The sequence below is a fragment of the Neptunicoccus cionae genome (assembly GCF_014643735.1).
GTDB classification, from domain to species: Bacteria; Pseudomonadota; Alphaproteobacteria; order Rhodobacterales; family Rhodobacteraceae; genus Amylibacter; species Amylibacter cionae.
The window spans coordinates 1-14,656 of sequence record NZ_BMKA01000001.1 but is presented as its reverse complement, the minus strand read 5'-3'; the positions used below and the strand labels follow the sequence as shown (position 1 = coordinate 14,656).

The 14,656-nt window shown below is 54.4% G+C and carries 12 protein-coding genes; 7 read left to right on the top strand and 5 right to left on the bottom strand.

Going from position 1 to position 14,656, the window contains the following annotated elements; translation table 11 throughout:
• The first annotated feature begins 275 nt into the window (after positions 1-275).
• Positions 276-1,640: a M10 family metallopeptidase C-terminal domain-containing protein gene (locus IEX10_RS00060; protein WP_188669714.1), complete on the top strand. Its 1,365-nt coding sequence runs from the start codon at positions 276-278 to the stop codon at positions 1,638-1,640.
• Between the two features lie 429 nt (positions 1,641-2,069).
• On the opposite strand, the gene IEX10_RS00055 is transcribed toward IEX10_RS00060, so the two are convergent.
• The 4 genes from IEX10_RS00055 to IEX10_RS00040 all read right to left on the bottom strand — a co-directional run bounded on the left by IEX10_RS00055 (position 2,070) and on the right by IEX10_RS00040 (position 6,494).
• Positions 2,070-3,380, bottom strand: coding sequence for a TRAP transporter large permease (locus tag IEX10_RS00055; RefSeq protein WP_188669712.1), 1,311 nt, complete (start codon positions 3,378-3,380; stop codon positions 2,070-2,072).
• Between the two features lie 9 nt (positions 3,381-3,389).
• A complete protein-coding gene (locus IEX10_RS00050) occupies positions 3,390-3,896 on the bottom strand; it encodes a TRAP transporter small permease subunit (RefSeq protein ID WP_188669711.1) in 507 nt (168 codons plus the stop codon).
• Positions 3,897-3,967: 71 nt separating this feature from the next.
• Positions 3,968-4,960 (bottom strand): TRAP transporter substrate-binding protein, encoded by a 993-nt coding sequence (locus IEX10_RS00045; protein WP_188669709.1) that lies wholly within the window; start codon positions 4,958-4,960, stop codon positions 3,968-3,970.
• A 4-nt stretch (positions 4,961-4,964) separates the two neighbouring features.
• Positions 4,965-6,494 (bottom strand): DUF2817 domain-containing protein, encoded by a 1,530-nt coding sequence (locus IEX10_RS00040; protein WP_188669707.1) that lies wholly within the window; start codon positions 6,492-6,494, stop codon positions 4,965-4,967.
• Between the two features lie 100 nt (positions 6,495-6,594).
• On the opposite strand from IEX10_RS00040, the gene IEX10_RS00035 reads away from it, so the two are divergent.
• The gene (locus tag IEX10_RS00035) at positions 6,595-7,503 is read left to right on the top strand and encodes a LysR family transcriptional regulator (protein ID WP_188669705.1); all 909 of its coding nucleotides are present in this window, start codon (positions 6,595-6,597) and stop codon (positions 7,501-7,503) included.
• Between the two features lie 46 nt (positions 7,504-7,549).
• On the opposite strand, the gene acs is transcribed toward IEX10_RS00035, so the two are convergent.
• Entirely contained in the window at positions 7,550-9,511 is a 1,962-nt protein-coding gene (gene acs, locus IEX10_RS00030; RefSeq protein ID WP_229678374.1) for an acetate--CoA ligase, read from the bottom strand.
• A 325-nt stretch (positions 9,512-9,836) separates the two neighbouring features.
• Here acs and ugpB point away from each other — a divergent pair, with 325 nt between their 5' ends.
• The 5 genes from ugpB to IEX10_RS00005 all read left to right on the top strand — a co-directional run bounded on the left by ugpB (position 9,837) and on the right by IEX10_RS00005 (position 14,548).
• Entirely contained in the window at positions 9,837-11,147 is a 1,311-nt protein-coding gene (gene ugpB / locus IEX10_RS00025; RefSeq protein WP_188669703.1) for a sn-glycerol-3-phosphate ABC transporter substrate-binding protein UgpB, read from the top strand.
• Between the two features lie 43 nt (positions 11,148-11,190).
• The gene (ugpA, locus tag IEX10_RS00020; protein ID WP_188669701.1) at positions 11,191-12,072 is read left to right on the top strand and encodes a sn-glycerol-3-phosphate ABC transporter permease UgpA; all 882 of its coding nucleotides are present in this window, start codon (positions 11,191-11,193) and stop codon (positions 12,070-12,072) included.
• A 17-nt stretch (positions 12,073-12,089) separates the two neighbouring features.
• On the top strand, positions 12,090-12,926 hold the full coding sequence (gene ugpE / locus IEX10_RS00015; protein ID WP_188671526.1) for a sn-glycerol-3-phosphate ABC transporter permease UgpE: 837 nt from the start codon (positions 12,090-12,092) through the stop codon (positions 12,924-12,926).
• Between the two features lie 2 nt (positions 12,927-12,928).
• Positions 12,929-13,939, top strand: coding sequence for a sn-glycerol-3-phosphate ABC transporter ATP-binding protein UgpC (gene ugpC, locus IEX10_RS00010; protein WP_188669699.1), 1,011 nt, complete (start codon positions 12,929-12,931; stop codon positions 13,937-13,939).
• A gap of 99 nt (positions 13,940-14,038) precedes the next feature.
• Positions 14,039-14,548 carry a DUF421 domain-containing protein gene (locus IEX10_RS00005; protein WP_188669697.1) on the top strand — a complete coding sequence of 170 codons (510 nt, stop codon included), beginning with the start codon at positions 14,039-14,041 and terminating at the stop codon, positions 14,546-14,548.
• Positions 14,549-14,656: the final 108 nt, after the last annotated feature.

The window sequence follows — 14,656 nt, the reverse complement described above, 5'->3', positions numbered from 1 at the left end:
AAACCAATCCGAAAGGTCGATCACCTCTAAGTTGAGCACATGACAGCCTTGTCGCGATTATAGTGCGAATCGTTCGGACATTCTTTCTAAATGCAGTTAAATATTAAGGAATTCCGATTGGAATTCAGAGCGGGCATTAGCATTCTCCCGTCGGTTCGAGCGCGGCTTCAACAAGATCAGGATTGCTTAACTCGACCGTTCCGTGCAACGCATGTTCTACCGAAATTCAAGATCGCGCTCAAAAATCCGCTGATCCCAAGGTTTGGAATCCTCTAATGCCACTTAAGCTTGCCAATCTTCAGTCGCGCATCGACACTCTTTTGGTTGCCGACGATTTCGGGGTGTCTCGGTGGGACCCCGCGTTTCAAACCGCTCCGCTGACCTTGACGTATCGATTTGAAACAAGAGCAGAAGAAGGTTTCTATTGGGACGACGTTGCGCCCCCGGTCAGTTACACCGAGCCGCAAAAGGCTGCAGTTCGCCGCGCGCTCAGTAAATTTGAGGCGGTCCTGAACGTGGATTTTGTCGAAGATAACGGCCCAGAAGACCCCATGTTCAGCTTCTACAGGTCTCCCGACATATTCACAGATAGCTCAGTATTTGGAAGTGGTCGCGGGGACTTTGAATTCATTGCCCCGACCAAAGACACCCCGGCGCAATACGAATGGGATGGTGCCGTGGTGTTTGTTGAGGCCTTTGACCTTGCAAAGGAGAAGTATTTCGACCTGATCCTGCATGAAATTGGCCACGCTCTAGGCCTGAAACATCCAGGCAACTACGACATTCCAGGGATAATTCTACCTCAGCTACCATTTTTGCCTCCAGTTGAGGATAACTTCAAGTTCACGGTAATGTCCTACAACCAAAACCCCGAATCTAAAGCTAAACCGGCGGAATTGATGCTCTACGACGTAGCTGCACTTCAACAATGGTGGGGCCCTAACAGCATCGCTGACGCTGGTCCCACTCTGCACCAGCCTTTTGCGGATAGCGGTATCAAAGTCATTTGGGATGCAGGGGGTGTTGACAAGATCCGCCAATTTGGATCGGACCCAGTAAAAATAGATCTCCGTCAGGGCGCGTTTTCTTCTGAAAACGGACAGGATGTGGCTGCCATCGCTTTTGGCACAGTCATCGAAAATGCGCGAGGCGCAGAGGGATCAGATCGAATAATCGGAAATGATATAGGCAACCGGCTTTGGGGCGCTCAGGGAAATGACACCCTAAAAGGCAGATTTGGAGACGACGGGCTACAGGGCGGTCGAGGAGCCGATAGATTGTTCGGAGGGGCAGGAAACGACACATTGCACGGCGGCCTTGGCAAGGACATCATGAAGGGTGGCCAAGGCAACGACATTCTGATTGGCCACAGCGGCCAAGATGTATTCGTGTTCAGCCGTGGGGCCGACGAAATTGTGGATTTCGCCGATGATGTGGACTCAATCGAGTTTCATGCGAACACTCTGGCGGGAATTTTGGCAACAGGTGACCCTACAGATGCAGACATGATTGCAGGTGTTCTGGCATTTGCGAATGTTGCACTTGGAAATACCATAATCGACTTTGGCGGCGGCGATATACTCACCATCAGAGGTTTGACTGATATCAGCCTCCTCGTAGACGACATCTACGTTAGCTGAGGCAACCTGCAGTTTGCAGCTGCGAACGTCTGCTTCAACGGTTCAGGCCTTGCATCGTACAACCAAGAGGAAAGTCCGATCCTAACCTTCTTTTCTATAAACAGGGAGTGAGGGCTACTAAAGGTTACCATGAGCGCACGGCAGACCTACAGACAAAGCACAGCCAAGGTCAGAAGTAAGCTCTGAGTTATTGACTACATGGCAAAACAACGGAAAAATTCGCGTTTCTGCCCATTCAAGAAGACGGTCCGAGAATGAAGGCGGATGAGACTTCGTCTGCAGCGCGTAGCTAGATCTTCAACCGCGAAAAGTTAGATAAAATCGTAGATACCCCTGTATACGAAACATTCCAACTAAGAAATAATATGCGGTGGCACCTTGACGATATGGCCGCCGGAGGCACCCCGTCCTTCGTATCAGGCAGACGCGCTATCCGTATATGCGTTCGGGAAGCCACAGCACGATTTGCGGGAACACGTAGAGGATCGCGACCCCAAGGCAGAGCAGCAGAAAAAACGGCAAAGTGGCGCGCGCTACTTTTGGCAAACTATCCCCTGTCAGGCTTTGTAACAGATAGAGGTTGAAGCCCACAGGCGGCGTGATCTGTCCGAGTTCGATCATAATGACCAAGAAAATCCCGAACCAGATCGGATCAACACCTGCAGCCATCACGATTGGCATAGTGATTGGCAGGCTCATGACGGTGATGGAGGTCCCATCCAGAAACAAGCCCAAGAAGATGTAGAATATCGCGAGCAACAAGATCAACTGAAACTCGCTCGGGGCGAGATCAACGATGATTTCGGCGATAGATTGCGGCAATCGCACGTAGCTCATTGAAGACGCCAGAACAGCCGCGCAAACGACAAGGCTGGTGATCATCGCCGAAACTTTGACCGCACTCTTGAGCGACAAGTACAGCACCTCCCAGCTTAGCTGACGCAGAACCAGAGTGATGACAATGGTCGCTGCCAAACCAATCGCGGCAGCCTCTGACGGTGTGGCAACGCCCGAATAGATCGCACCAAGGATGACCATCATCAATATAATCACAGGCAGCAATTTGCGTGCTGCAATGAACAGATCGCGGGTGGAATAGGTGACGTCCCGCTTGGGTGCGATGTTGGGATCGATCACCGCGCGGATCACGATGTAGCCGCTGTAAAGAAACGCTATCATCAGGCCGGGCAGCACACCCGCTGCAAACAGACGGATAATCGACACTTCAGAAATGACGCCATAGATAATCAGGATAATGGAAGGCGGGATCAACAGCCCTAGGGTCCCTGCCCCTGCAAGCGAACCTGTGGTCAGCGCCCTGTCATAACCGCGGTCCAACAACTCTCCTACTGTGATGCGTCCGACAGTGGTGGTGGTTGCAGCGCTTGATCCTGACACCGCTGCAAACATGGTCGAGCCCAGAACACTGGTGTGCAGCAACCGCCCCGGAATACGATTAACGAAGGGCGTCAGCCCTTCAAACATTGACTGCGAGAGCCGCGTTCGGAACAGAAGTTCCCCCATCCAGATAAACAACGGGATCGCGGACAGTTCCCACGACATGGAATTGCGAGAGATGATTGTGGCAGAGATCGTACCCATCTTTACAAAACTGAAGTCGGCGATGATGAACTGGCTGACCAATCCAACGATCACCAAAGATGCCATAATCCAAATGCCTGAACCCAGCGTAACAACCAGCAGCACAAGAACGAACAGGCTTATTTCATAGGGACCCATTGCGACACCTCACTCGATATTTTCTGGCGCATGCAGCGCTTGGGCGATCAAGCCCGTTAGCTGTATGCAGAATACCAGAAGGCCAATCACCACCAATCCCTGCGGTATCCACAAAGGCACCTCCAGAATAGAGATTGAGGTGGTCCCGCGTTCATAACTGCGGATCAGTTGGCGGATCAGGAAGAAGGTGACAAAGCCGAACACGCTTAGCGCGACGGCAGCATTCAGAATTTCCGCGCTTGCCCGCACCCAGCCTTTCAGCGGTAAAAGCAGGATATTCACCCTTAGCAAAACCTTGTCGTCTAACGCTGCCCCCAATCCCAGAAACGTCATGGCCGCCACTTCGTAACCCACGAATTCATCCATCACGAATGTAGACGTGGACCAGACCGCCCGCAGGATGATCTCAAGCAAGATGTGTCCTGCCATTAAAACGATGGCGAGCATCGCGAAGTGGGCGGCCACATCTGACAAGCGGCTGGTAAAACGCGCGTAGAGACCAAGCATTCGGGTCATGGGCAGGGTTCCTTGTTCGGATTTACAAAACGGGCGGCCCTGACCACTGTCAAAGCCGCCCGCAAGCTGCATTATTTTGCTGTGGCGGTGTAGGCGTCCAGAATATTCTGACCCTCAGGACCCATTTTCTCCAGCCACTCGTCCAACGCGCCAGCACTGGCTTGCTCCAGTGTCGCCATCAGTTCAGCGTTTGGCTCCCGCTCGACGTTAACCTTAAGTGCGGCCAGATCGTCGTAGGTGTTGCTCAGCCGTTCTTCCAGCTTGCCCCAGATAAACTCTGAGGTATCAGCAGCCGCTTGCATGACGGCTGCCTGCTCGGCTTCACTCAGATTGCTGTAAGCGTCCAGGTTCATATGCACGACATTAACGGGAATAACGTAATCGACTGCGGTGTAATGTGGCAGAAATTCCCCAAGCTTGATGTTGGTGCCTCCTTCGGCAGATGAAATAACCGCGTCGATTGCATTGGCGGACAGCTGCGGAACCACATCGGCCCAGCTGATCTGCAACGGGTTCGCACCGGCTTCTTTGAAGGTTTGCATGGATGTCACGTCAGCGACGCGGACCTTTATTCCTTCCAGACCGGCAGGGGAGTCCAGAGCTTCGCCGGTCCAGATACCGGAGGGTGGCCAAGGCGTGCTGAACAGATACATCTGGTTCGCATCGCCAAACACGCTGTCGTAGTGGGGACGCAAAGTCGCTTCCAGCGCAAGAGCTTTATCTTTCGACGTGGCAAGGAATGGCATCGAGGGCAGACTGAAGACAGGGCTGATGCCTGACAATTGGCCAATGTAGGTATCCGCAATGTCAATTGCGCCGTCGCCAACTGAATCGTAGTGATCGACCGATTTAAAGCCAAGCGAGCCACCCGGATAGTAATCGATTTTGACCGACCCTTCGGTCAATTCGCCAACACGTTCGATGAAAAACTTATCCGCTACCGCGGCAAAGGTGGTGTCTTGGTATTCATTGGCCAGATTCAACGTGGTGTCGGCAGCCGTCGGCAAGGCCATCGCTGTGGCAAATGCCACCGCGATGAAACGCGAGGTGGTTGAATAGAACATTGGGTTACTCCGTTGTTGGGTTGGGTTGAGTGAGCCTGCTCGATGCTCGGTAAGCCATGCGTGCCAAGGGCAACAGGAAACGATGCACCTCCTCAAGCTTCTGGTTGTTGAAATGCCCCGCCTTGTTCAGCAGGTTAACCGTTGCGACGACCTGACCATTCTCGATCAGCGGCAGATTTACGATTGCGCCACATCCAAGGCTTGCGATCAAATCTGCATCCGCAAAATCCCGCGTGATCTGGTCCGCATCGTTTGCAACGTAAGTCTTTTGTTTGCGGATAACACAATCGAACCAAGCGTTGTCTTGCAAGGGTATCCACCCCGAAGCAGGGTAATTGTCCGGATCGTTTGTAAAGCACCGCCGCCCCATGTTGCGGTCTGCAACGTAATCCATCACGGTAAACAGCGTCACGCCCACATGCTTTTGCGCCGCATCTTCAAGGTGCTGGAATATTGCGTCAGCAGATACGGCCCCTGCAATGCCCTGCTCGAATTTTTGCACGACCTCGTCAAGCTGAGATAGCTCGTTCAGTGCTTGGCGACAAACGTCGATACCCTGCCGCGAAACATCGCCGAGCCATTTAGGATCATCCGCGAACAGCGCGTCCTGCAAGTTCTTTTTGATTTCACGCCCCTGCGGGGTATGAACAGATCCGTGATGGCGCAACCAATTGTCCGCCCGCAGATTGTTCAACACACGCTCGAACGGATAAGTCCCGTATTCCATGATAATCTTCAGCGGCGGGCGCGCGACGTCTACACGGTCAAGAACGTCACAGACCAGATTACCGATTTTTTCCCATTCAGCCCCCGCAACCGGAGGCTTGTCCATACGCATAACTTCGCCAAAGCCATAAGGGCCAACGCCTGTGTGAAGATCCACGATCCCCAATTGCTTTGCCCCCTGCCCGTGGTCACGTACGATCCGGGTCAGATTACGCACTGTCCAGCTTTCGACCGTGCCGCCAAAGAACAGGCCGTCAGGATGGCTGTGTTGCCCCTTTAGGACATTTTGCACCAACGCCCGCTCGCCGTTTTTTGCAACAAAGTCCAACAGCCCCTGATCGCGCAGGGACACGTCATTGCACCAATCTGCCGGACATAGATCATCGTGCAATGCGGCATAATCCGGGTTTTCAGGCAGATCATTGAAGGACGTCACCATGTTGCGGTTGGGATCGACGTTGTTCTCGTCAGTCCGCGAGAGGCGCGCGCAACCCACTGGATTGACCCCGTGAACCAACACCATCGCGCAATCATCTGGCAGCGCTTCGCAAAACACGTCAATCAATTGAAGCTGAATGCCCGACCCCGCTGTAAGTTCAGTGCCATGCACACCCGATGTTACAAACAGAACCTTGCGCGCATCGCGCGGTCCGATGCGCACGATGTCAACCACAGCAGCAGGCAACAGGCTGTCCTGCTCGGGGTGCATCACAGCCTCATGGGCCAACCCCTTCTCCAACGCAGCACTAACGAAGCGCTGGCGGGCAATAGTGTAAGTGGCTGAAAAGCTGTTTTCGGCGGCAGGCACGTCGATCTCCTATTGTGTGCCCTGATACTTGCCCAATGGGCGGTATCTTATCAATTTATTTTAATTGATAAGATATACCTAAATATTATATACGAGCGGGATGAAATTCAGACAACTCGAAGCGTTCAATCATGTCATGACCGGTGGTTCGATGGTTGCGGCTGCCGCTGCGATGCACATCAGCCAGCCGGCAGTCAGCCGTCTTATCTCTGATCTTGAGACCGATTTGAACTTCAGCTTGTTCAACCGGAAACAAGGAACGCTTGTCCCAACCCCCAACGGTTTGACCTTCTTTGCGGCCGTCGAAGAGAGCTTTATGGGGATTCAGCGGTTGGAGAACACTGCGCGCCATATCCGTGGCGACGGGGGGCAGGTGTTGCGTGTCGCAGTGACCCACTCGCTTGCTGCGACACTGCTGCCCCCAGTGTTAAAGGCATTTAAAACACGTTTTCCTGACGTTAAGGTCGTCGTTCATTCCCACCGTCTGTCCCAGATTATCCTACGCTTGCAGAATGTTTCTGTGGACATCGCAATCGGCTCCCAGATTCCCAAAGTGCCAGGCAGCAAACGCGAACTTATGGGCTATGTGCGGCAGGTCTGCGTGGTCCCTTCGGCGCACCCTCTGGCCGCGAAAGAAACAATCCGCCCGCAAGATCTCGCAAATGAAACGATATTGCGCATCATGTCAGACGGTCCGGCCAGTTGGAGCGAAGTGTTCCAAACCCTTGAAGACATGGGAGTGCCATTTAAAGACACTTACGAAATCGACACGTCGTTGACAGCCTATTCGCTAATTGGACAGGGTCTTGCGATTGGAATAATCGAACCCTTCAGCGCACGGTTCTGGCCAGCCAGTACGATCACCGCCCGCCCCTTCGAACCAAAAATCCGCACCCCTTATTACTTTGCGACCCACAACCGAAGAGGTCTCGAATTAGAGCGGGAGACATTCATAAGAATGCTACGCAGCTGCGCCAGGGAATTGGCTGAATTTGAAGCTGACAGCTAAGACCGGAAAAATTCACCGCCGCAGGACTCCTGCGGCGGTGAATTGTTTATCCGCGATTCATGCGGTTTTCGATCAGGTCGTCCACCACGCTTGGGTCGGCGAGGGTTGAGGTATCGCCAAGTGCGCCGAAATCATCCTCGGCAATCTTGCGCAGGATGCGACGCATGATTTTGCCAGAACGGGTTTTTGGCAGGCCGGGCGCCCATTGGATTAGGTCCGGTTTTGCAATCGGGCCGATTTCCTTGCGCACCCAGTCAGACAGTTCCTTGCGCAATTCTTCGCTGGGCTCCTCTCCGGACATCAGGGTGACATAGGCGTAGATGCCCTGCCCTTTGATGTCATGGGGATAGCCGACCACAGCGCTTTCGGCGACTTTTTCATGGGCGACAAGCGCGCTTTCCACTTCGGCGGTTCCCATACGGTGGCCAGAAACGTTGATAACATCGTCCACCCGTCCGGTGATCCAGTAGTAGCCATCCGCATCCCGCCGACAACCGTCACCAGTGAAATAATAGCCTTTGTAGTCGGAGAAATAGGTCGAAACGAACCTGTCGTGATCGCCGTACACCGTGCGCATTTGGGCAGGCCAGCTGTCCTTAATGCACAAAACGCCTTCAGCCTCGGTCGTGGTGATCTCCTCGCCTGTTTGGGGATCAAGGATCACCGGCTGCACCCCGAAAAACGGCAGGGTACACGACCCCGGCTTGGTTTCGATCGCACCTGGCAGCGGGGTCATCAAATGGCCGCCGGTCTCGGTCTGCCACCATGTATCCACGATTGGGCATTTATCCTTACCAACGATCTCGTTGTACCAATTCCACGCTTCGGGGTTGATCGGCTCGCCCACTGTGCCCAAAATCCGCAAGGACGATAGATCACATTTGGTCACGAACTCATCCCCGAGCCCCATTAGCGCGCGGATAGCTGTTGGCGCCGTGTAAAACTGCGTCACTTTATGTTCGTCGCAGACCTGCCAGAAGCGGCTGGCGTCGGGATAGGTTGGCACCCCTTCAAACATCAGCGTCGTCGCCCCGTTGGCGAGCGGGCCGTAAACGATATAGCTGTGTCCCGTGACCCAGCCCACATCCGCCGTACACCAGAAAATATCGTCGTCCTTATAGTCGAACACATATTTATGGGTCAGCGCAGCATAAACCAGATAACCGGCAGAAGAATGCACAACGCCTTTGGGCTGACCGGTAGAACCGGAGGTGTAAAGGATGAACAGCGGATCTTCGGCGTTCACCGCAACCGCCGGACAGTCCTCAGAGGCCTGTGCCATCAGCGCGGCATAGGAATGATCACGGCCCTCCTTAAGGCCAACATCCGCGCCAGTCCGTTCCACCACCAGCGTTTGCACGTCGCCGCAAACTTCCATCGCAGCATCGGCATTCACCTTAAGCGGGGTCGCCTTGCCCCCACGGGGGGCCTGATCCGCCGTCACCAGAAGCTTGGCATCGCAGCTTTTGACCCGCGCCGCCAGCGCATCGGGCGAGAAGCCGCCAAAGACGATGGAATGCACCGCACCGATCCGCGCGCAGGCCAGCATGGCATAGGCGGCTTCGGGGATCATCGGCATGTAAAGAACAACACGGTCGCCCTTTTCCACACCAAGAGTTTTATAGACATTCGCCAGCTTGCTGACCTCGCGGTGCAGCTCGGAATAGGTAATGTGTTTGGATGCTTCGGTCGGGCTGTCCGGTTCCCAGATGATCGCAACCTGATCGCCCCGTGTGTCCAGATGACGATCCACACAGTTTTCACAGACGTTCATTTCCCCGTCTTCAAACCATTTGATCGACACATCGGGATGGGCAAATGTTGTATTTTTGACTTTGGTAAATGGCTTGGACCACTTCAGGGCCGCCCCCTGTTCGCGCCAGAATCCTTCGGGATCATTGACAGAGGCTTCATACATCGCCTTGTACTGATCCGCGTTCACATGCGCATCCCGTGCAATCGCTTCCGGGATCGGATGTTTCTCCATAGGGCTGTTGTGTGCTGACATAGCTTGCCTCCTCCTAACAAGTCCCGCATTAATGGCTGCAGACCCTCTCCTTCTGCAAGTGCCTGCCAGAAATTAACTAAAAACTGTCAATCTGTCTGTAATGCAACGGTTTTGAAGAAGAATTTTGTAAAAGAAATGACGGAAACCGTCACAAAACTGTAAGAAACATGACTTAAGTACCGCTTATCAGCCCGCTCCGGTGCGCCCCACGGCACCTTTCCGGGTCCAAAGCAAAGGCAATCTAGACTCACAATGCTTGCTTTTTGTTTTGACCAAACGGTAAGGTTTTCGCAGTTGCACCGATAACTCTAGGAGGAAATTTTTTATGAAACTGAAACATTTGCTATTGGGATCCGCCACGGCAGTTCTCGTTGCGGCCCCTGTGGCGGCGCAAACCCAAGTGGAGTTCTGGCACGCCTTTACCGGTCGCTTGGGCGAGTTGGTTGCCGCGCAGGTTGAAACTTTTAACAACAGCCAGTCCGATTATGTGGTCGAGGCGACCCATAAAGGCAACTATTCAGAAACCCTGAACGCAGGCATCGCGGCCTTTCGTGCGGGGGAGCAACCCGACATCCTGATGGTGTTTGAAGTGGGCACCGCAACCATGATGGGCGCGAAAGGCGCGATCAAACCGGTTTATGAAGTGATGGCCGATTCGGGCGCAGATTTCGATTCGGACGCCTATATCGGCGCGGTGAAAGGGTATTACACCACCAGCGAAGGCGAAATGCTGTCGCTGCCGTTCAATTCGTCCACGCCTGTATTGTGGGTAAACCGCGATGCGCTGGAAGAGGCAGGGATCGACCCCGACACGGATATGTCCACTTGGGAACAGGTGGGTGGCGTGCTCGACAAGTTGAAAGAAGCGGGCAGCGAATGCCCGATGACCACGGCGTGGCAGAGCTGGATTCATCTTGAAAACCTGTCTGCCTATCACGACACGCCCTTTGCGACCAAAGCCAACGGCTTTGGCGGTGTGGACACCGAACTTGCGCTGAACGGCGATGTGCAGGTGGCCCATATTCAGGCGATGGGGGACTGGGCCAAGGAAGGTAAGTTCATCTATGCAGGGCGTCGCAATGAAGGTGGCGCGAACTTCCGCTCCGGCGATTGTGCGCTGTTCACCGAAAGCTCTGCCGGTTACGCGGGGATCAAATCCGAGGCCAAGTTTGACTTCGAAGTCCGCCCCCTGCCCTATTGGGCCAGCGCTGTAGACGCGCCGCAAAACACCATTATCGGCGGGGCGTCCCTGTGGGTGATGGAAGGCCAGTCGGATGAAGAATACAAAGGCGTGGCCGAATTTCTGAACTTTCTCAGCTCTGCCGAAGTGCAGGCCAAATGGCATCAAGACACTGGCTATCTGCCGATCACCTCAGCAGCTGCAGACCTGACCCGCGAGCAAGGGTTCTATGATGAAAACCCCGGCACCGATGTGGCTGTTAAGCAGATGACCACCAATGCGCCAACGGAAAACTCTAAAGGTTTGCGTCTTGGGTCCTTCGATCAGATCCGCGGGATCATTGACGAGGAACTAGAGGCTGTCTGGTCTGGTGACAAGGACGCGAAAACCGCCCTTGATAGCGCAAAACAGCGTGGCGACGAACTGCTGCGCCGTTTTGAACAAACCAGCCGCTAAGGCATAGGGCACCCCCGCCCGCGCGGGGGTGCCCCTGAACCGCATGGAAAAACGCGTCACGTTCAAAGGGCTCTGGTTGCCGCTTCTGCTGGTTTTGCCGCAGATCGTCATCACGGCTGTCTTTTTCTTTTATCCCGCAGGTCAGGCAATCTGGCAGTCCCTGTTCATCCCGGACCCGTTTGGTCTGTCGATGAAATACGTGGGGCTTGGCAATTTTGAATACCTGCTTGGCAATCCCTATTACCGTGCATCCTTTGTAACGACTGCGATCTTTTCGATCCTTGTGACGGTGGTGTCTATGGGCATCGCGTTATATCTGGCGGTATTGGCGGACCGGTTGATCAAAGGATCAGGCGTCTATCGCACGCTGCTGATCTGGCCCTACGCCGTCGCACCGGCTGTAGCGGGGGTCTTGTGGCTGTTTATGTTCAACACCCGCGTTGGCGTGGTGTCTTGGTATCTGGGCTTGCTTGGTTATGACTGGAACCACGTGCTGAACGGCGAAGAGGCGATGGGCCTTGTGGTTGTCGCCTCGGCATGGGGGCGGATCAGCTATAACTTCTTGTTCTTCCTCGCCGGATTGCAAGCGATCCCGAAATCCGTAATCGAAGCCGCCGCAATAGACGGTGCCCGTTTCTGGACCCGCTTCCGCACAATCGTCTTTCCCCTCCTCTCCCCCACCACGTTTTTCCTGCTGGTGGTGAACATCGTCTACGCCTTCTTTGAAACCTTTGGCGTGATCCACACAATCACCAGCGGCGGACCGCAGCAATCGACGACGATTCTGGTCTACAAAGTCTATGCAGACGGGTTTGTCGGACAGGATCTCGGCTCTTCCGCAGCGCAATCGGTGATCCTTCTGTTCATCGTCGGCCTTCTGACCATCGTGCAATTCAAATTCATCGAACGACGGGTGCATTACTGATGGCGGATCGGACTGGCATGGTAGAAAAGCGCGGCTTTGGCCTGTGGATGACACATCTGGGACTGATCGTCGGCCTGTTGTTTGTCTTCTTCCCGATCTGGCTGGCGCTGGTGGCGTCGACCGTGACGCAGGCCGACATTATGGAACCGCCGATGCCCCTACTGCCCGGCGATCACTTCTTTGAAAACTACCGCAAAGCGCTGGTGTCCGGCATCAACGCGCCTGTGGCATGGATGATGGTTAATTCGATGGTGATGGCCCTTGGCATCGCCCTTGGAAAGATCGTCATCTCGCTGCTGTCCGCCTTTGCCATCGTCTATTTCCGCTTTCCCGGGAGACGCACATTTTTCTGGCTGATCTTCCTGACGCTAATGCTGCCCGTAGAGGTCCGCATCGTCCCCACCTACGAAGTGGTCGCAGGGTTTGGCATGCTTAACAGCTACTCCGGCCTGATCTTTCCACTGATTGCATCGGCCACAGCAACCTTTCTGTTCCGCCAGTTCTTTATGACCGTGCCGGACGAACTGGCCGAGGCTGCCCGCGTAGACGGCGCAACCCCGATGCAATTTTTCCGCGACATCCTTTTGCCGATGAGCCGCACCAACATCGCAGCCCTGTTCGTCATCCTGTTCATCTACGGCTGGAACCAATACCTCTGGCCGCTGCTGATCACCACTGATCCCTCCATGAACACCATCGTCATGGGCATCAAACAAATGTTCCCATCCGGCGACGATTTTGCAGACTGGCCCGTCATTATGGCCACCTCGATCCTTGCGATGATCCCGCCTGTGATCGTCGTGGTCGGAATGCAGCGGTTGTTCATCCGTGGCCTTGTAGATAGCGAGAAATAAGAATGGCGACTGTCAAACTCGATTCCCTTAAGAAATCATTCGGCAAAACCGAGGTGATCCACGGCGTGGACATCGACATCCAAGATGGAGAGTTCATCGTTATCGTCGGTCCGTCAGGCTGCGGGAAATCCACGCTGCTGCGGATGGTGGCGGGTTTGGAAACCGTCACATCCGGCGAGGTGCAGATCGACGGAGCGGTGGTGAATGAGCGCGAACCGATGGACCGCGACATTGCCATGGTGTTTCAGAATTACGCGCTCTACCCGCATATGAGCGTGTTTGACAATATGGCCTACGGTCTGAAGATCGCCGGCACCCCCAAGGCCGAAATCATCGAGCGTGTGGATACCGCCGCCAAACTGCTGCAACTGGAACCCTACCTGAAACGCCGCCCCCGAGAGCTGTCCGGCGGGCAACGCCAGCGGGTGGCAATGGGACGTGCCATCGTGCGCAAACCCTCTGTTTTCCTGTTTGATGAACCCTTGTCCAACCTCGATGCCAAACTGCGGGTTCAGATGCGGCTAGAGATCAAACAATTGCAACGCCGCCTCGGGGTGACATCGCTTTACGTCACCCACGATCAGGTTGAGGCCATGACCCTCGCCGACCGTATGATCGTCATGAACGGTGGTGTGGCGGATCAGATCGGCGCGCCGCTGGAAGTTTACGCAAACCCCGCGACCGAATTTGTGGCCGGCTTCATAGGCTCTCCGCCCACAAACTTTGTGAATGCAGGGCTAGCGGAGGTTGAAACGCCCAATGCTGCCAAGCTCGGTATAAGGCCGGAACATTTGGAAGTCGTGAGCAATGGCATGGGCCGACTGAACGCCACGGTGATGTATACAGAAGCACTCGGCGCGGAAACACTGGTGCACCTGCAACTCGCAGATGGCACGATGATCACCTCCCGACAAGCCGCAAGCGACCCAACCGCAGCCGAAGGATCGGAAGTCGGCTTAAACTGGCAGGATCGCGACGGGATGCTGTTCGATCAAAACGGAAAGCGCTGCTGACCTTAACGCACCTCCTATGCAACCTTCCGCGGGGCCGAGGGTTAATCCTTTGATGCGGGACAGTTTTAACCCGCGTTAAGGACATTAAAAGGAGGTACGATGTTTTTCGACGGCCCTTACCTCGATGCACTCGCCAAGGGCAACATTCTTGGCATCTTAGGACTGTTCTGGATCATTCTGATGGTCAGGGTGGTCGGACTGCGGTCCTTTTCAAAGATGACCAACTTCGACTTCGTCACGACTGTCGCAATGGGCTCCCTACTTGCCGGTGCCTCCCAATCCAAAGACTCGGTTGGCTTTCTACAAAGCATGGCAGCGATGGCCAGTCTGTTCATAATCCAGTACGCCGTGTCCAAACTGCGCCACAACCTCCCGTGGTTCGATCAGGCGGTGCAAAACACACCGGTGTTTTTGATGAAAGACGGGATCATCCTTTACAACGCACTGGAACGCACGCGGGTCACAGAAAACGATCTAATCGCGAAATTACGGGAAGCAGGCGCAACAGACATTCAAAGCGTCTCGGCTGCGGTGCTAGAGACCACCGGCGATATATCGGTGTTGCTTGGGAACGATACCGATGTGCTAAAAGGTGTTAAGCTGATCTAGGCCTTAGAACGTCAAAAGCCGCCCCTTTTGGGCGGCTTTAGGTTGATTCTTATATCGTTTAGAGATTTTTTTATCGAATACTTACTAGGTTTGGCAGTGACTTACTCT